The sequence below is a fragment of the Streptomyces sp. NPDC058864 genome, assembly GCF_042742985.1.
GTDB lineage: Bacteria > Actinomycetota > Actinomycetes > Streptomycetales > Streptomycetaceae > Actinacidiphila.
Map to the genome: position 1 here is coordinate 98330 of NZ_JBHYMQ010000019.1, position 17658 is coordinate 115987.

A 17658-nucleotide genomic window follows, 5' to 3' on the forward strand; every position below is an offset into this window, starting at 1 on the left:
CCTGTAATGGGAGGCGGCACATGACAGAGACGACGAGCGGCCCGGCACGGGGTTCCCGAGCCAAGGCCGGCAAGGCGGCCGCGGCGGCCCCGGCCGCCAAGGGCCTGCGCATCGAGCGCATCCACACCACCCCGGGGACGCACCCCTACGACGAGGTGGTCTGGGAACGCCGTGACGTCGTCATGACCAACTGGCGCGACGGCTCGATCAACTTCGAGCAGCGCGGCGTGGAGTTCCCCGACTTCTGGTCGGTGAACGCGGTCAACATCGTCACCAGCAAGTACTTCCGCGGCGCCGTCGGTTCCCCGCAGCGCGAGAGCAGCCTCCGCCAGCTGATCGACCGCGTGGTCTCCACGTACCGCAAGGCCGGTGAGGACCACGGCTACTTCGCGTCGCCCGCCGACGCGGAGATCTTCGACCACGAGCTCACCTGGGCCCTGCTCCACCAGGTCTTCAGCTTCAACTCCCCGGTCTGGTTCAACGTCGGCACGGCCCAGCCGCAGCAGGTCTCGGCGTGCTTCATCCTCTCGGTCGACGACTCCATGGAGTCCATCCTCGACTGGTACAAGGAAGAGGGGATGATCTTCAAGGGCGGTTCCGGCGCGGGCCTGAACCTCTCCCGCATCCGCTCCTCCAAGGAACTGCTCTCCTCGGGCGGCAACGCCTCCGGCCCGGTCTCCTTCATGCGCGGCGCCGACGCCTCCGCCGGCACCATCAAGTCGGGCGGCGCCACCCGCCGTGCGGCCAAGATGGTCGTCCTGGACGTCGACCACCCGGACGTCGAGGCCTTCATCGAGACCAAGGTGAAGGAGGAGGAGAAGATCCGCGCCCTGCGCGACGCGGGCTTCGACATGGACCTGGGCGGCGACGACATCACGTCCGTCCAGTACCAGAACGCCAACAACTCCGTCCGCGTGAACGAAGAGTTCATGAAGGCGTACGAGAACGGCGCCAAGTTCGGCCTGCGCGCCCGGATGACCGGCGAGGTCATCGAGGAGATCGACGCCAAGGCCCTCTTCCGCAGGCTGGCCGAGGCCGCCTGGGCCTGCGCCGACCCCGGCATCCAGTACGACGACGTCATCAACCACTGGCACACCACGCCGGAGACCGGCCGCATCACCGCGTCCAACCCCTGCAGCGAGTACATGCACCTGGACAACTCGTCCTGCAACCTCGCCTCGCTCAACCTGATGAAGTTCCTCGACGACGACGGCAAGGGCACCCAGCGCTTCGACGCCGTGCGCTTCGCCAAGGTCGTCGAGCTGGTCATCACCGCGATGGACATCTCCATCTGCTTCGCGGACTTCCCGACCCAGAAGATCGGCGAGACCACCCGCGCCTTCCGCCAGCTGGGCGTCGGCTACGCCAACCTCGGCGCGCTGCTCATGGCGACGGGCCACGCCTACGACTCCGAGGGCGGCCGCGCGCTGGCCGGTGCCATCACCTCCCTGATGACCGGCATCTCGTACAAGCGCTCCGCGGAGCTCGCCGCGGTCGTCGGCCCGTACGACGGCTACGCCCGCAACGCCACCGCCCACAAGCGCGTCATGAAGCAGCACTCCGACGCCAACGCGGTCGCCACGCGGATGGACGACCTGGACACCCCGGTCTGGGCCGCGGCCACCGAGGCCTGGCAGGACGTCCTGCGCCTCGGCGAGAAGAACGGATTCCGCAACGCGCAGGCCTCCCTGCTGGCCCCGACCGGCACCATCGGCCTGATGATGGACTGCGACACCACCGGCATCGAGCCGGACCTCGCCCTGGTCAAGTTCAAGAAGCTGGTCGGCGGCGGCTCCATGCAGATCGTGAACAACACGGTCCCGCAGGCCCTGCACCGCCTCGGCTACCAGCAGGAGCAGATCGAGGCGATCGTCGCCCACATCTCCGAGCACGGCAGCGTCATCGACGCGCCCGGCCTCAAGCCCGAGCACTACGAGGTCTTCGACTGCGCCATGGGCGAGCGCTCCATCGCGCCGATGGGCCACGTCCGGATGATGGCCGCGACCCAGCCGTTCCTGTCCGGCGCGATCTCCAAGACGGTCAACATGCCGGAGTCGGCGACCGTCGAGGAGATCGAGGAGATCTACTACGAGGGCTGGAAGCTCGGCCTGAAGGCGCTCGCGATCTACCGCGACAACTGCAAGGTCGGTCAGCCGCTCTCCGCCAAGAAGAAGGCGGACGAGAAGAAGGCCGAGGAGAAGCCCGCCGCCGCCCCCGCCGCGGTGGAGAAGGTCGTCGAGTACCGTCCGGTCCGCCGTCGGCTCCCCAAGGGCCGCCCGGGGATCACCACCTCCTTCACGGTGGGTGGCGCCGAGGGCTACATGACCGCCAACTCCTACCCGGACGACGGTCTCGGCGAGGTCTTCCTGAAGATGTCCAAGCAGGGCTCGACCCTCGCGGGCATGATGGACGCCTTCTCCATCGCCGTCTCGGTGGGCCTGCAGTACGGCGTGCCGCTGGAGACCTACGTCTCTAAGTTCACCAACATGCGCTTCGAGCCGGCCGGTCTCACGGACGACCCGGACGTGCGGATGGCGCAGTCGATCGTCGACTACATCTTCCGCCGCCTGGCGCTGGACTTCCTGCCCTTCGAGACCCGCTCCGCCCTCGGCATCCACTCCGCCGAGGAGCGCCAGCGCCACCTCGACACGGGTTCCTACGAGCCCGCCGCCGAGGAGGTCGACGTCGAGGGACTGGCGCAGTCCGCCCCCCGCCGGACGGAGACGCCGAAGCCGGCCGCCGTCGCCACGCCCGAGGCCGTCCCCGCGACCCCGGCGCCGAAGACCGCGCACAACTCGACGGAGCTGCTGGAGATCCAGCTCGGCCTCAACGCCGACGCCCCGCTCTGCTTCTCCTGCGGCACGAAGATGCGCCGTGCGGGCAGCTGCTACCTGTGCGAGGGCTGCGGCTCCACCAGCGGCTGCAGCTGACGCCGGGGCCTGATCCGGCCGTCCCGCCCGTGCCCCCCGAAGCACTCCGCTTCGGGGGGCACGCCGCGTCATGGGGGCGGTACGGGTGAGGCGGCCGCAGGACCGGCAGTCCCTTCCCGCCGGGCCCGGACCCGGTGTTCCTCCGGAAATCCGGTGCCGCCGAAGATGGCACGCTCTTTCTATTCCGGCCCGCTCGGGCCCGAATAGGGTCGAGGCGATCGTTGTCGCAATCCCGTGACGGTGAGGCGTTCTCCCTCCTGCGGCGATCGGCGCCTTCTTCCCCGTACGCCAAGGAGAGCCCCCGTTGTCCACCGACCCCATCGCCGACACCGTCGCATCGCTGATCCCGGCGGCACGCGGCGAGCTCGCCGAACTCGTCGGGTTCAGGTCGGTCGCGGACCCGGCCGTCTCACCCCCCGGGGAATGCCACAAGGCCGCCGCCTGGGTGGCCGGCGCCCTGCGCGACGAGGGGTTCGGCGACGTACGCGTCCTCGACATGCCCGACGGCCACCAGTCGGTGCTCGGGCACCTCGCGGGCCCGGCCGGAGCTCCCACGATCCTGCTGTACGCGCACTACGACGTGCAGCCGGCCCCGGACGAGCAGGCCTGGCGCACCCCGCCCTTCGAGCTGACCGAGCGCGACGGACGGTGGTACGGACGCGGCACCGCGGACTGCAAGGGCGCCGTGCTCATGCACCTGCTGGCCCTGCGCGCGCTGAAGGCGCACGGCGGCGTGCCGCTGAACGTCAAGGTGATCGTGGAGGGCTCCGAGGAGCAGGCGACGGGCGGCCTGGAACAGTACGCACGGGCCCACCCGGACGCGCTCGACGCGGACGTGATCCTCATCGGCGACGCCGGGAACTTCCGCCTCGGGACGCCGACCGTCACGGCGTCGCTGCGCGGCATCACGATGCTCCGGATCGCCGTCGAGACCCTCCGCGGCAACCTGCACTCCGGCCAGTTCGGCGGGGCCGCCCCCGACGCGCTCACCGCACTCGTGAAGATCCTCGGCTCGCTGGTGGACGACGACGGAGCGCCGCGGGTCGAGGGCCTGGCGGCCGACGGGGAGTGGCGCGGGCTGACCTACCCCGAGGACGACTTCCGCGTGGACGGCGGGGTGCTGGACGGGGTCGGCCTCGTCGGCACCGGCTCCGTCGCGGACCGGCTCTGGGCGCGGCCGTCCGTCAGCGTGATGGGCATCGACTGTCCTCCCGTCGTGGGGGCGACACCCGCGGTCCACGCGAGCGCGCGGGCGGCGATCAGCCTGCGCATCCCCCCGGGCGCCGACGCCGCGCGGGCCACGGAGCTGCTGACCGCCCACATCGAGAAGCACACCCCGTGGGGCGCGCGGGTGTCGGTGGAGCAGGTGGCCCAGGGCGAGCCGTTCCTCGCCGACACCTCGGGCCCCGCCTACACGGCGATGGCCGAGGCCATGCGTACGGCCTACAGCGGCCGGGAACTGAACGTCGCGGGACTCGGCGGGGGCATCCCGCTGTGCAACACCCTCGCCTCCCTCTACCCCCGGGCCGAGATCCTGCTGATCGGGCTGTGCGAACCCGAGGCGCAGATCCACGCCGTGGACGAGAGCGTGTCCGTGGACGAACTGCGGCGACTTGCCGTCGCCGAAGCCCATTTCATGCGCCGTTACGCGGGAATGGGCGACCGCGAATAAAGATGCGGAGCGGGTCCCTGGAATTCGTGAGGCATTCCCGAGGGGAAGTGCCGCCCGCTTTGTTCCCTCGCGTCGATCCCCGGTCCGTCACTGATCCCGAAGCCCCCGCGGTGGCCCGCCGCCCCGTGCGTCCGCCGTCCGGCGGCGCCCTCGTCGGGTCGTCCCCCCTTGGAGCACCCGGTGCGGAAAGCACTCGTACCCGCCGTACTCGCCACCGCCGCACTCGGCGTGTTCGTCGTCGCCCAGCCACGGGGGCCGGACGCGCACGGGCCGGCGACCGACGCCGCCTCCCCGGCCGGTCTGCGGGTCGGCGCCGTCTGCTCGTCGGAGATCGACTACGCCACCGAGGTCTCCTGCGGGCTGGGCACCTTCGGGGACGTGCGCTTCCGTTGCCCCGGGGGCACCCCGGCCACGCGGTGCCCGCGGACCCGCGCCGTCACTCTGGAGAACACCGGCCGCACGCCCCTGCGGCTCGTCACCGTCAGCGGCTCGGCGCCGGGCGAACGGCACGAGACGGTCTCCGGCCTCCTGCGCCCCGGCGCCCGTACGGCCCTGGGCCCCCGGGCCGGCGACATTTATCTCTACGACATCGTCCTGCGCTTCGACGCGGGCCCGGCCCAGGCCCGGGTCGTCGCCCTGTCCTGAGCGCAGCCCCGCGACGGGGCCCGACAACGGATTACCAAGGAGTATCGCGCGATGTTCGATCTCGGACGCCTGGTGGCCGGGAGGTACCGGCTGGTGGAGCGGATAGGCCGTGGCGGTATGGGGACGGTCTGGCGGGCCGAGGACGAGCTGCTGGGGCGTGCGGTGGCGGTCAAGCGTTTGCATCCGCCGCAGCCGCATCTGCAGGACGACGAGTTGGAGACGTTGTTCGAGCGGACGCGGCGGGAGGCGCGCAGTGCGGCGCGGATCAGTCATCCGAATGTGGTGGTGGTCCATGACGTGGTGGACGACGAGGGTCTGCCGGTGATCGTGATGGAGTACGTGCCGTCGAGGACGCTGGGTGATGTGCTGAAGGAGCGGGGTCCGGTGACGCCGGGGGAGGCGGCGCGGATCGGGCGGGGGATGATCGCGGCGTTGCGGGCGGCGCATGCGGCGGGGGTGCTGCACCGGGATGTGAAGCCGGGCAATGTGCTGCTGGCGGAGTCGGGTCGGGTGGTGCTGACGGATTTCGGGATCGCGCAGGCTTCGGGGACGTCGACGCTGACGCGGACGGGTGGGTTGATCGGGTCGATCGATTTCCTGGCTCCGGAGCGGTTGACCGGTGGTGTGCCGGGGCCGGGGGCGGATCTGTGGGCGTTGGGGGCGACGTTGTTCCAGGCGGTGGAGGGGCGTTCGCCGTTCCGCCGGGACACGGCGATCGAGACGGCGTATGCGATCGCGACGGATGAGGTGCCGGTGGCGGGGCGTGCGGGGCCGTTGGGGCCGGTGATCGCGGGGTTGCTGGTGCGGGAGCCGGAGGGGCGTCTGCCGGCGGCGGAGGCGGAGCGGATGCTGCGGGCGAGCGCCGCCGAGACCGAGACCACGAGCGTCCCCCGCGAGAGCCTCGCGCCCCCGGCCGGTACCGCCTCCGCCGTGTGGCCCCGGGCCGGGGATTCGGTGACCGCGCCGGTCCCCACCTCCACCTCCGCCCCCGCGCCGCGCGCCCGCCGGCGCCGCGCCTCGCTGTGGGCCGCCGCCGTCCTGGTGCCCGCCCTCGCCGGTGGTGGTGCGTACGTCGTGCCGCTCTTCGGGGAGGGGGAGCGCGGCGCGGCGCGCTCCCCCTCCCCGTCCTCGCCCGTGGCGACCGCGCGGGACACCCCGGACACGCCCGCGGCCTCCGCCGCGGCCCGCCCTTCCGCATCGCCGACGCCCTCCTACACCCCGCCGCCCGTCCCCGACGGCTACCACCTCGCCGCGGAGCGGGACCGCGGCTTCTCCGTCCCCGTGCCGGACGGCTGGAAGCGCCAGGTGAGCGAGGACGGGCAGCAGTTCGTCTACGTCGACCCGACCGGACTGGTGGGGCTGCGGGTCGCCGCGCTCGACTTCGCGGGCCCCAGCCCGCTCCGGCACTTCGAGGACGTCGAGGCGCAGATGGTCCCGGACCTGCGGGGTTACGAGCGGCTGCGGATGCAGAGCACCCGCTGGCGTGACCGCCCGGCCGCGATATGGGAGTTCACCTTCCAGGGCAAGGCCCGCGAATTCCGGGCCATCGACCTCGGCTTCGGGCGGACCGGCGAGCAGGAGTTCACCGTCTACCTCTCCGCGCCGGCGGACCGCTGGGGCTCCTACCGGGCCGTCTTCGACAACGCCGTGGACGGCTTCCGGCCGGCCGCGCGCTGAGCCGTCACCCGCCGGGGGACTCCTCGTCCCGTCCCGCGGCGACGCCGACCCGCCCGGCCCCGGCCGGCACCGAGGGCACGGCGTCGTCCGCGGCGCGCACGACCGGGCGGCGATCGCGGCGGACGTCCCCGGCGACGAGGGCGACCACGGCGGCGGAACCGACGAGCTCCAGCAGGTCCTGGGAGGTGTCCACCGGGGTCTGCGCCGCCGCGCCCACCGCGTACGTCCACAGCTCGGTGAACGCCGACGGCATCATGAACAGCGCCAGCCCCACGGAGAACCCGGTCGCGACGGGGCGCCGCCGGGCGGCGAACAGCATCCCGGCCCCGCACAGCACCGTCAGGCAGGCCCACTGGTACGGGGCGGAGACACCGAGGACCGCCCGTCCCGTGCCCTTGCCGACGAGCAGGTCCCCGAGCGTGCCGGGGCCCACCTCGAAGGCCGTCACCGCGTTCCTTCCGATGTAGAAGACGTTCAGCACCGCGAGGAGCAGACCCGAGGTGGTGGCCGTGACCTTCACCGGACGGATCCCGCCGCCGGCCGACGCCTCCGAGGCGGCGGCCTCGTACTCCATCCGCCGGGCCAGGTACAGCAGCGCCCCGAGGACGAGGGCGAGCACCACCGCGAGGGCGGCGGTGCCGCCGACGACGTTCACCGAGGGGCCGGTGAGGGTGCCGAACCAGGGGTCGGCGGGGGAGTCGAGGAGGAGGTACCAGACCGTGGGGAGGCGGAAACCGAGGGTCGCCGCGCACGCGGCGACCAGCAGTCCGCCGGCGCCACGGGTCCGGCGGAGCGCTCCCAGGCCGGCCGCGAGCTGCAGTGCCGCCAGACCCAGGTCCAGAGAGGTCGTCGCCGCCAGGCCCGGCGCGTCGCCGGTCGTCCACACGGACCACGCGCCGGACAGGCCGCGGGCGGCGATGTCGTACAGGAGCCAGGACGCCGTCTGGACGAACAGCGCGAGGCTGAGCACGGCCAGGGCGACGCGCACCCGGTGGATCGGCACGGCCGGATTCATCGCGTGGTGTCCCCTTCGACATCAATCCCAACCAGGCTTTTATGCAAGCATTTTGAGGGAGCCTCAGGCAAGTTCTGATCGCGATTCGAGCGAATTGGCGCGACCGTTCCATTCCCGGCGCGCGCATTCCATTTCCCGGGAGGGCGGGCGTTCCTGATTCCGGACGCGCCATCGGCCGCAGAGTCCGCTGCCGGGCGTGGACCGGTGGTGATGGAAGCCGGGTGCCGCCCTCGTGACACGGGAGAGCCGGACCTGGCACGGCCGTACTATTCCGAGGGGCCCCCAAGGGGGGACAATGCCGTGGGCTGTGCCTCCCCCGGGGTGGGACGCGGGCACCGGCTCGCGCGTCGGGAGCGGGGCGATCCCGGTCGTGAGCGACCCCGTGGGCAATGAGGCCCGGCTGACGCGCCGACCGCGACGGAAAAGGAACGCGACGGAAAAGGGAAATGCATTCGGCGTTCCGATGACCGGCCGTGGGCGATCCGGGAATGGCCCGACCTGGTTTGATAACGTTGTCATTCTGGGTGGCGGCCTCGGCGTGCACACCCGGCCGAGAGGGTGCAGGTGAAAGATCAGCGATGGGCGGGAACGGTGGATGACTGTGCGCGGCATCGCGGGAAATCCATAGACTACCGGGCCGACATGAGTTTGACGGCCGAGCAGGCGCAGACTTCCGAACGGCACTTCCAGAACTGGGAGCGCGGCCCGTTCTCGCACCTCGTCCGTCTTTCCGTCCCGCATTTCGCCGTTTCCCGCGGATTCCGCTTCGTCGCGAGCGGCCACCTCATCGACGGCCTGCTCTCCGCCCAGGTCTACTGCGATTCGCTGACCGGGGTGTCGGGGAGCAACCTCGACCGGGACCCGATCGTCGCGGACCTGGTGACCTCGGGCTGGATCGAGTTCCAGGACGGGAAGAGGAGGCACGCCGTCGAGCCCGGCCAGATATGCATCCGCGACACGAAGGCCTCCTGGGAGTTCTCGTGCGCGCCGGCGACGACCGCGCACGTCATCTCGATCCCCCGGCACCTCGTGATCCCCCGGATCGGGTCGCCCAGGGCTCTCGGCCGGGCGTACGTGTCGGGCGCCGAGGTCCCCGAGGTCCGCTTCTTCCTCAACTTCCTGGAGGCGATCAGGCGGAGCAGCGGCGAGCTGGAGGGGTCGGCGGCCGCCCGGGGGATGGCCCGCGACGCCTGTGCGACGCTGTTCTCGCGCATCATCTCCGAACGGCCGGGTTCGGGGTTCGGCGACCATCCGCAGGCCGTCGTGGCCGCCGCGAGGAACGTCATCGAGCAGAACCTCGAGAGCGGCGACCTGTCTCCTCCGATGGTCGCCCGCAGCGTCGGGGTGTCGCTCCGGACCCTGCACCGGTGCTTCTCGGCGTCGAACGACTCCGTCATGTCGTTCGCCCGGCGGCGTCGCCTGCAGAGGGCGCACGACGAACTCATGGACCGCGGCAGCACCACCGGGATGTCCGAGGTCGCGGCACGGTGGCACTTCTCCGACGCCAGCCACTTCATCAGGCACTTCAAGTCCGTCTACGGGGCCACGCCGGCCGCGTACCTCAGGAACCAAAGGAAGGTCAGTTCCCCATGACCCGCGTGCACGACCCGCTCGGACCGATCGCAGCCGCCTACGCAGACCTCGTGGAAAGCCTGGCGACGGTCGCCACCGGACGCACCCGAAGGGGCCGGGGCGATGCCGTGCTGGCCGTCTCCGGAGCGCCGGTCGCCTCGCTGAACGGCGTGTTCAGCCCGAGCCCGGAACCGCGCGCGGACGACCTGGCCGCACTGGCGGAGTCCGAGCCGTGGGAGGTGCCGTGGAGCATCCAGGTCCGCGGGGTGCCGGGACGGCTCGTCACGGACGAGGCGGCACGGCGCGGCCTGACCCGGCTCGACCGCAGTCCGCTCATGGTCAGGCGACCCGACCGGGGAGCGCCGGCGGAACAGGCCGTCGACTCCCTGAAGGTCCGGGCGATCGGGGCCGGTGAGCTCGGCCTGTACGCCGAGGTCATGGCGGAGGGCTTCGGGGTGCCGCGTGAGGTGTTCGGACTCTTCGCCGATCCGGCCATGGGCCGGCTGGACGGGGTCACGTTCTACGTGGCGGAGGTCGACGGCGTGCCGGTCGGGACGGGCATGACGGCGGTGCGCGGCGATCTCAACGGGATCTTCAACGTCTCGACGGTCCCGGGCCACCGGCGTCGCGGCTACGGGCGGGCGGTCACCATGGAGCTGGTCCGCGCGGGCTGGGATTCCGGCGCCCCCACGGCGTATCTCTACGCGAGCGCGATGGGCGAGTCCGTGTACGCGTCGGCCGGCTTCCGCACCGAGGAGTACCTGTCGGTGTTCTCGGCACCGGCGCAGGGGTGACGGACGGCGCTCCCCGCGAGTCTTCGCGAGGAGCGCCGGCCTGCGGGCGCTGAAGGGGCGGCCCGACCCGCGGGGCGGGCCCGGTCGCCCGCGGTCAGCCCCGCGGAGGGGCGTCCGGCCCCTGCCGGGGGCGCAGCATCACCAGCGCGAGCACGAAAGCGGCCACGAGCAGGGCCGCCCCGGTGCCGAAGGCGAGGCGGAAGCCGCCGGTGAGGGCGGACGCGGTGTCGTGCCCGTCGGTCACGAGGGCGTGGGTACGGGAACCGGCGAGGGTGGACAGGACGGCGACTCCCAGGGCGCCGCCCACCTGCTGGGTGGTGTTGAACAGGCCCGAGGCGACGCCCGCGTCCTCCGGCCCCGCGCCGGACATGCCGAGCACGGTCAGCGCCGATACGGCGAGGCCGAAGCCGGCCGCCAGCAGCATCGTGGGCAGCAGGTCGGCGGCGTAGCCGGCGTGCACCGGCAGCCGGGTGAGCAGGCCGAGCGCGGCAACGAGCAGGGCGAGCCCGCTGAGCAGCACGCGGCGCTCGCCGAAGCGCGCGCCCAGTCGGGCGGAGAGCAGCAGCGAGACGGTGCCGATGGACAGGGCGGCGGGCAGCATGGCCAGTCCTGTGGCGGCGGGACCGTAGCCGCGGACGTTCTGCAGGTAGAGCGCCATGAGGATCTGGAACCCGAAGAGGGCCGAGACCATCAGCACTTGGACGAGGTTGGCCCCGCAGACCTCGCGCGAGCGGAACATGCGCAGCGGCAGCAGCGGGGCCGCCGCCGTCGCCTGCCGGAGCACGAAGGCCCCGAGGAGCGCCACAGACAGGGCGCCGAGGCCGAGGGTGCCTGCGGAGGCCCAGCCGTGACCGCCTGTCCGGACGATCGCGTAGACGCCGGTCATCAGGCCGGTCGTGACCAGGAGCGCGCCGAGGACGTCGGTACCCTGGGTGGCGGGACGTGCCGGGTCGGGCTCCAGCACGCGGGCGGCCAGGAGCGCGGCCGCCAGCCCGATGGGCAGGTTGATGAAGAAGATCCAGTGCCAGCTGACGGCCTGGGTGAGGACGCCGCCGAGTACCTGACCGATCGACGCCCCGGCGGCGCCGACGAAGCTGAACGCGCCGATGGCCCGGCCGCGTTCGCCGGGTTCGGGGAAGAGCGTGACGAGCAGGCCGAGGCTGACGGCGGAGGTCATCGCGCCGCCGATGCCCTGGAGGAAGCGGGCTCCGATAAGCACGGCCTGGCCGGTGGCGACGCCGCACAGAAGCGAGGCCCCGGTGAAGACGGCCAGCCCGGCGATGAACATCCGCTTGCGCCCGAGGAGGTCGCCGAGCCTGCCGGACAGCAGAAGCAGCCCACCGAAGGCGATCATGTACGCGTTGACGGTCCAGGTCAGGTCGGCGGGGGAGAAGTGCAGGTCACGCTGGATGGCGGGCAGCGCCACGGTCACGATGCTGCCGTCCAGGATGATCATCAACATCCCCGCGCACAGAACCGCCAGAGCAGGTCCGCGTGCGCGGCTGTCGGGGGCGGCCTTCGTGGTTGCCGCCGCGGGCGAGGGCTGAGCGCGTAAGGGCATGACGTCCTCTCCTGGTCGTCGGGGACTCAGGTAAGACGCTAGCAGATGGTTTTGTTGAAGACTATTTGTTTCGGCCCTTCTTCTCGGTCCTGGGTGTCCGGCCAGTACGACTGCAGCTCCACGAGGCTGCCGTCCGGGGCGCGCAGATGCGCGGTCCGCAGCCCCGGGCCCCATTCGGGCCGGTCCTGGGGATCGGTGAGGACGGCCGCGCCGTGCGCGGTCGGCTTGCCCGCGGCCGTCTCGACGTCATCGACCCGCAGGACGAGCATCGACGCGTCCTGCGCCGGGTGTGCGCGGGCAGGGCGTCGGTACCGGTGGCCCGGGCGAGAGCGGCGCGGGAGAAAGTGCGTGAGGGCGGCCTCGCCGCCCAGGTCCGGGTTGGCGTATCCGGCCTGCGGGATCACCTTGACCGGCTCTGCGCCGAACAGGTCGCGCAGAGATGCGGTCCGGAAACGGGCGGCGGTGTCGAAGTCCTCGACGAGGAGACGCGGGTACAGGGCGTCCATGTCGTGATCGTATTCCTCTCCCTTTCAGGGGAGTTGCTCCTCCGATGGGGCGGAAGGCCCGCCGGTGGGCCATAGGATGGCGCGGTGCTGGTGAAGTGGATTCGCTGCGGAATCGTCGATCGCGCCGGATTCGAGCGTGGGCAGCGGAAATGGGCCAACGGGCTCGTGGGGGAGCCGGGGTTCCGGGGGCAGGGCGGCGGCTGGAGCCGCAGCCAGCCGGGCGTCGCGCACCTCTTCGCGTTCTGGGAGGACCGCGACTACTACGACGCCTTCATGGCCGGCCCCCACGACCGCCTCGCGGCGGCCCAGGCCGGTACCTACGAGAGCCTCGGGGTCAAGCTCTTCGAGCACCGTCTGGACGTCAAGGTCGGCTTCCGGCCCCGCTTCGCCGACGGCGACCTGCTGCGCCTGGCGCACTGCAAGGTGCGTCCGGACCGCGTCGAGCACTTCGTGCTGATGCAGGAGAAGGTCTGGAACCCGGCCATGGCCGGCTCCCCGGGGATGCTGCGCGGGGTCTTCGCACAGGGACCCGAGTCCGACTTCCTGGTGCTGTCCATGTGGGACTCGGCCTCCGAGCACGCCAAGTACCGGGACGGTTCCATCCTGCGACTGTCGGAGCGGGCCGACCTCGACGCCGACGTGCTCACCGTCGCCGGTGACGTCGTCGACCTGGAACAGTCCTGGTCGATATGACGGCACGGCGGCACGGGGCGTGCCCCGTTGCCGACCGCCCCGGCCCTTCCCGCCTCAGTCCTTTATCGCCTCAGCCCTTGCCGCCCTGTGCGGGACGGGTGATCACCGAGAAGTAGGCCCCGTGCGGGTCGTCGAGCACGGCGACCCGTCCGACGTGCTCCAGGTCGAACGGCGGCACGGACACGCTGCCCCCGAGCTCGGTGGCCCGCGCGGCGGCCGCGTCGGTGTCGGCGACGGAGAAGTAGTGCATCCAGTGCTGAGGTATCTCCGGCGGCCAGGCGTCGTTCATCAGCAGGATGCCGCCGAACTTCCGTCCCGCGCCCTCCACTTCGAGCTCGGTGTACGAGCTGTCCCCGCCGAACGGATGGGTCTCGCCCGTCCAGCCGAACACGTTGCGGTAGAAGGCGCGCGAGCCGTCCACGTCCCGGGTGTTGAGCTCGATCCAGCACAGGGTGCCCGGCTCGTCGAGCAGGCCCGCGCCGCTGAACCGGCCCGGCTGCCACGCGGCGAACTCCGCCCCGTGCGGGTCGGTGAACTGCGCGAAGCTGCCCTGGTCGAAGACCGCCATCGGCGGCACGCTCACCGAGCCGCCCGCCGCCTCGACCGCCTTGGCGGTGTCGGTCACATCGCTCGTGGCCATGTAGGTGATCCAGCGTGGCCGGTCGCCCTCCGCCATCACGGGGCCGACGGCCGCCACATGCTCGCCGCGCAGGCTGAAGAAGGTGTAACCGCCGGCCTCCGGAGGACCCGCCTGGGAGTCCCAGCCGAACAGGCCCCCGTAGAACGCGCGGGAGGCCTCGATGTCGGGACTGCTCAGATCGGTCCAGCAAGGTGTGCCGGGGACGAACGACGTGGTCTTCATGGCGGCCTCCAACCGTGGCGCGCGAAGGCGCCCCCCTCTTCATGCTGAGTCTGCGGTACGCCACTGACAATCGGGGGAGCGGCCGCCCGGCCTGTGGACGGAACGGGTGCCCGCCGCGACCTTGCTCGCGCGCACGAATTACAGTGAGGCCATGGCCCGACCGCGTCGCATAGTGCTCATCAGGCACGGAGAGTCCCAGGGCAATGCCGACGACACGATCTACGAGCGGGTGCCCGACCACGCGCTGACCCTCACCTCCAGGGGCGAGGAGCAGGCCCGCGCGGCCGGCCGGGAGCTGCGCGAGCTGTTCGGCGAGGAGCGGGTGCAGGCCTTCGTCTCGCCATATCGCCGGACGCATCAGACCTTCCACCTGCTCGGCCTCGACCCGTGCCGTACCCGGGCCAAGGAGGAGCCCCGGCTGCGCGAGCAGGACTGGGGGAACTACCAGGACGCCGAGGACGTGCAGCGGCAGCGCAAGGCCAGGGACGCCTACGGCCACTTCTTCTACCGCTTCGCCCAGGGCGAGTCCGGGGCGGACGTCTACGACCGTGTCGGGTCCTTCCTGGAGACGCTCTACCGCGCCTTCGACAAGCCCGAGTTCCCGCCCAACGTCCTGCTGGTCACCCACGGGCTCACCATGCGGCTGTTCTGCATGCGGTGGTTCCACTGGACCGTCGACGAGTTCGAGTGCCTGTCGAATCCCGACAACGGCGAGACGCGGACGCTGCTGGCCGAGCCCGACGGCCGGTACCGGCTCGACCGGCCCTTCTCCCGCTGGCGGACCACCGACTCCGACCTGGCGCGATATCACGGGTGAGATTGCGCACAGGACGATTGACCCGGGTGGCACCGGATGTCAGAGTTCTCCCGCCATGACCGCTGACCCGCATGACCTCCCACGCCGCCGCGCACTGTCCAGCCTGCGCGGTCTCGCCCTGGGCGACGCCCTCGGCTCCCAGTTCTTCGTACCGGCCCACTACCCGGCACTGCAGGGCCGCACGCTGCCGCCCGGGACCTGGCAGTGGACGGACGACACCGAGATGGCGTGCTCGGTCCTCGCGGTCCTGGACTCGCACGGCGCGATCGACCAGGACGCCCTGGCCGCCTCCTTCGCGGCGCACCACGACTTCGACCGCGGCTACGGTCCCGGCGTCAACCGGATGCTGCGGCTGATCCGGCAGGAGGGCGCCGACTGGCGCACCCTCGCGGCCGAGATGTTCAACGGCCAGGGTTCCTGGGGCAACGGCGCCGCCATGCGCGTGGCCCCTCTCGGCGCCTGGTACGCGGGAGAGCCGGAGAAGGCCGCCGAGCAGGCGGAACTGTCGGCGTACACCACCCACCAGCACCGCGAGGCCGTCGTCGGCGCGATGGCCGTCGCGGCCGCCGCCGCGCTCGCCGCGGACCCGGCCGGCCCCGGCGCCCCCGCGGACCTCATCACCCGCGTCGTGGCGCTGCTGCCGCGCAGCGCCGTGCACGCCGGACTGCGCCGCGCCGTCGACATGCTCGACTACGACGACGTCGCCACCGTCGCGGCCGTGCTCGGCAACGGCCGGCGCACCAGCGCCCACGACACCGTCCCCTTCGCCCTGTGGTCCGCCGCACGGGGCCTCGGAGACTACGAGGGCGCCTTCTGGACCACCGCGCGCGCCGGCGGCGACGTGGACACCACCTGCGCCATCGTCGGCGGGATCATCGCCGCCGGACCCGGCGGCGAGCCTCCGCGCGCGTGGCAGGAGCGCTGCGAGGCCCTGCCGCAGTGGCTGCCCGCGGACTGAGCCGCGTCCACCGATTGAGCCGCGCCCGTCGACCGGGCCGCCTTCGGCCGGTCCCGCCCACGCGGCTCCCAACCCCCTGCATTGTCACGGGCCTGTCACAGACTGGGTCGTGCGGCCCGCACCACGTTCGCGCGGCCGGTCGGCACGCCTAGCCTGTCGGCCACGCCGTCCGGCTGATCTTCGCCGGACGCGCAGTCGAGCACCGGTCCCGCGCGCAGCCCCCGGCCGCCGTGTGACCGGCGGGGAGGGGTTCTCATGTCCGACACGCCGTCCGACGCCGCACCGGCGGCGCAGGCGCCCGCACAGGCACATCCACAGGCACCGCCGCACAAGCACGGTCCCCCCGTCCACCCGGCGCCGCCGCACGCGCGCATCTGGACGCCGCCGCCCCCGCCCCCGCCCCCGGAGTGGGTGACCGCGAGCCGGCCGCGGGCCCCACGCGCCGTGCGCCCCGCCGTGCTGTGGACGGCGCTGCTCACCGGAGTGCTGACCGCCGCCCTGCTGCGCGGCGGCCTGGGGATCAACCTGCTGCTGGTCACCGTTCCCGCGGCGGTCGCGGCCGCGGTCGCCGCCCTCGACCACGGCCGGCGGCTCAGGCCCTGGTCGGCGGTCTGGGCCGTGGCCGGCTTGACGCTGCTGCTGATCCCGGCCCTGCGGGACGCGTGGTGGCCGTCGTTCCTCGCCGTCGTCGCCGCCGCCTTCCTGGGCTCGCTGGCCCTGCACGGCGGCCGGCGCTGGCCGGGCGTGCTGCTCGGCGGCGCGGGGCTGTGGTTCGCTCCGGTGCCCGCGATCGGCTGGGCCCTGCGCGGGCTGCGCGAGCGGGCCGGCCGCGACCGGAGCCGGCTGCTGCCGATGCTGAAGACCGCCGGCGTGACCGTCGTGCTGCTCGTCGTCTTCGGCGCGCTCTTCGCGGGGGCCGATGCGGCGTTCGCCGACCTGCTCGGCGACCTCACGCCCGACGTGACGGTCACCGACGCACCGCTGCGCATCCTGCTCCTCGTCGTCGGCACGCTGTTCGCGCTCTGCGCCGCGTGGACCGCCGCGGCGCCGCGCCGCTGGGACCGCATCGAGGTGAAGCCGGGACGCGCCCGCCGGCGCGCCGAGTGGGCGCTGCCGCTGATCGTCCTCGCCGCGCTGTTCGCCGCCTTCAACGCCGTCCAGCTGGCGGTGCTGTTCGGCGGCTACGAGAAGGTGCTCGCCAAGACCGGCCTGACCTACGCGGAGTACGCGCGGCAGGGCTTCTGGCAGCTGCTCGTCGTCACCCTGCTCACCGTGGTGGTGATCGGCCTCGCCCAGCGCTGGGCGCCGCGCGGCACCGACCGCGACCGTGTGCTCGTGCGTTCCGTCCTCGGCACGATCTGCGTGCTGACCCTGGTCGTGGTCGCCTCCGCGCTGCGCCGCATGGACCTGTACGTCGACGCGTACGGGCTGACCCGGCTGCGGATCTCGGTGGCGGGCGTGGAGCTGTGGCTCGGTCTGCTGATCGTCCTGGTCATGGCGGCCGGGGTGTTCGGCGCGCGGTGGCTGCCGCGCGCCGTTGCGGTGAGCGCCGCGGCGTCCGTCCTCGCCTTCGGGCTGGTGTCGCCCGACGCGCTCATCGCCGACCAGCAGGTGAGCCGTTTCCAGAACACCGGCAAGATCGACCTGGCGTACCTGCGGAACCTGTCCGCGGACGCCGTCCCGGAGCTGGACCGGCTGCCGGAGCCGCAGCGCTCCTGCGCCCTGGAGAAGATCGTGGAGCACCTCTACGAGGACGGCACCGAGGCCTGGTACACCACCAGCCTGGGCGAGGTCCGGGCGAGGTCGCGGCTCGACGGGAATCCGCCGCGGAGCGACCGGCCGTGCGAAGCGGCGGGGCTGCAGGGCTTCTACGACGAGTGGCGCGACCCCGCGTACCCGTGACACGGGCGTCGTGTGCCGCCGCCCCGGCCTCCCCTCGGGCCGGGCGGCGGCGGC

Annotated in this window: 14 protein-coding genes; 10 read left to right on the plus strand and 4 right to left on the minus strand. The window is 72.4% G+C overall.

Annotated elements, in window-relative coordinates; genetic code table 11:
* Positions 1-20 precede the first annotated feature (20 nt).
* From ACFW3D_RS17505 to ACFW3D_RS17520, 4 genes are all read left to right on the plus strand, one after another.
* A complete protein-coding gene (locus tag ACFW3D_RS17505; protein ID WP_500505013.1) occupies positions 21-2930 on the plus strand; it encodes a vitamin B12-dependent ribonucleotide reductase in 2910 nt (969 codons plus the stop codon).
* 304 nt (positions 2931-3234) lie between these two features.
* On the plus strand, positions 3235-4602 hold the full coding sequence (locus ACFW3D_RS17510; RefSeq protein WP_500505015.1) for a dipeptidase: 1368 nt from the start codon (positions 3235-3237) through the stop codon (positions 4600-4602).
* 180 nt (positions 4603-4782) lie between these two features.
* Positions 4783-5247, plus strand: coding sequence for a hypothetical protein (locus ACFW3D_RS17515; RefSeq protein ID WP_500505017.1), 465 nt, complete (start codon positions 4783-4785; stop codon positions 5245-5247).
* A gap of 51 nt (positions 5248-5298) precedes the next feature.
* Positions 5299-6924: a serine/threonine-protein kinase gene (locus ACFW3D_RS17520; protein WP_500505018.1), complete on the plus strand. Its 1626-nt coding sequence runs from the start codon at positions 5299-5301 to the stop codon at positions 6922-6924.
* A 4-nt stretch (positions 6925-6928) separates the two neighbouring features.
* On the opposite strand, the gene ACFW3D_RS17525 is transcribed toward ACFW3D_RS17520, so the two are convergent.
* Positions 6929-7939, minus strand: coding sequence for a hypothetical protein (locus tag ACFW3D_RS17525; RefSeq protein ID WP_500505020.1), 1011 nt, complete (start codon positions 7937-7939; stop codon positions 6929-6931).
* A gap of 642 nt (positions 7940-8581) precedes the next feature.
* Between ACFW3D_RS17525 and ACFW3D_RS17530 the strand changes: the two genes are divergently transcribed.
* Positions 8582-9532, plus strand: a complete 951-nt coding sequence (locus tag ACFW3D_RS17530; RefSeq protein ID WP_500505022.1) for a helix-turn-helix transcriptional regulator — start codon at positions 8582-8584, stop codon at positions 9530-9532.
* A complete protein-coding gene (locus ACFW3D_RS17535) occupies positions 9529-10305 on the plus strand; it encodes a GNAT family N-acetyltransferase (protein ID WP_500505023.1) in 777 nt (258 codons plus the stop codon). Before ACFW3D_RS17530 ends, ACFW3D_RS17535 begins: the two co-directional genes overlap by 4 nt.
* A gap of 94 nt (positions 10306-10399) precedes the next feature.
* On the opposite strand, the gene ACFW3D_RS17540 is transcribed toward ACFW3D_RS17535, so the two are convergent.
* Together ACFW3D_RS17540 and ACFW3D_RS17545 are read right to left on the minus strand one after the other, a co-directional pair.
* Positions 10400-11866 carry an MFS transporter gene (locus tag ACFW3D_RS17540; protein ID WP_500505024.1) on the minus strand — a complete coding sequence of 489 codons (1467 nt, stop codon included), beginning with the start codon at positions 11864-11866 and terminating at the stop codon, positions 10400-10402.
* A gap of 38 nt (positions 11867-11904) precedes the next feature.
* On the minus strand, positions 11905-12372 hold the full coding sequence (locus ACFW3D_RS17545; RefSeq protein ID WP_500505025.1) for a VOC family protein: 468 nt from the start codon (positions 12370-12372) through the stop codon (positions 11905-11907).
* 84 nt (positions 12373-12456) lie between these two features.
* Here ACFW3D_RS17545 and ACFW3D_RS17550 point away from each other — a divergent pair, with 84 nt between their 5' ends.
* Positions 12457-13065 carry a YdbC family protein gene (locus ACFW3D_RS17550; protein WP_500505026.1) on the plus strand — a complete coding sequence of 203 codons (609 nt, stop codon included), beginning with the start codon at positions 12457-12459 and terminating at the stop codon, positions 13063-13065.
* A gap of 70 nt (positions 13066-13135) precedes the next feature.
* Here the strand turns inward: ACFW3D_RS17550 and ACFW3D_RS17555 are convergent, their stop codons facing one another.
* Positions 13136-13927 carry a VOC family protein gene (locus ACFW3D_RS17555; protein ID WP_500505027.1) on the minus strand — a complete coding sequence of 264 codons (792 nt, stop codon included), beginning with the start codon at positions 13925-13927 and terminating at the stop codon, positions 13136-13138.
* 151 nt (positions 13928-14078) lie between these two features.
* Here ACFW3D_RS17555 and ACFW3D_RS17560 point away from each other — a divergent pair, with 151 nt between their 5' ends.
* The 3 genes from ACFW3D_RS17560 to ACFW3D_RS17570 all read left to right on the plus strand — a co-directional run bounded on the left by ACFW3D_RS17560 (position 14079) and on the right by ACFW3D_RS17570 (position 17604).
* Positions 14079-14744, plus strand: a complete 666-nt coding sequence (locus ACFW3D_RS17560) for a phosphoglycerate mutase family protein (protein ID WP_500505028.1) — start codon at positions 14079-14081, stop codon at positions 14742-14744.
* A gap of 55 nt (positions 14745-14799) precedes the next feature.
* On the plus strand, positions 14800-15702 hold the full coding sequence (locus ACFW3D_RS17565; protein WP_500505029.1) for an ADP-ribosylglycohydrolase family protein: 903 nt from the start codon (positions 14800-14802) through the stop codon (positions 15700-15702).
* Positions 15703-15957: 255 nt separating this feature from the next.
* Entirely contained in the window at positions 15958-17604 is a 1647-nt protein-coding gene (locus ACFW3D_RS17570; RefSeq protein WP_500505030.1) for a DUF4153 domain-containing protein, read from the plus strand.
* The last annotated feature ends 54 nt before the right edge of the window (positions 17605-17658 follow it).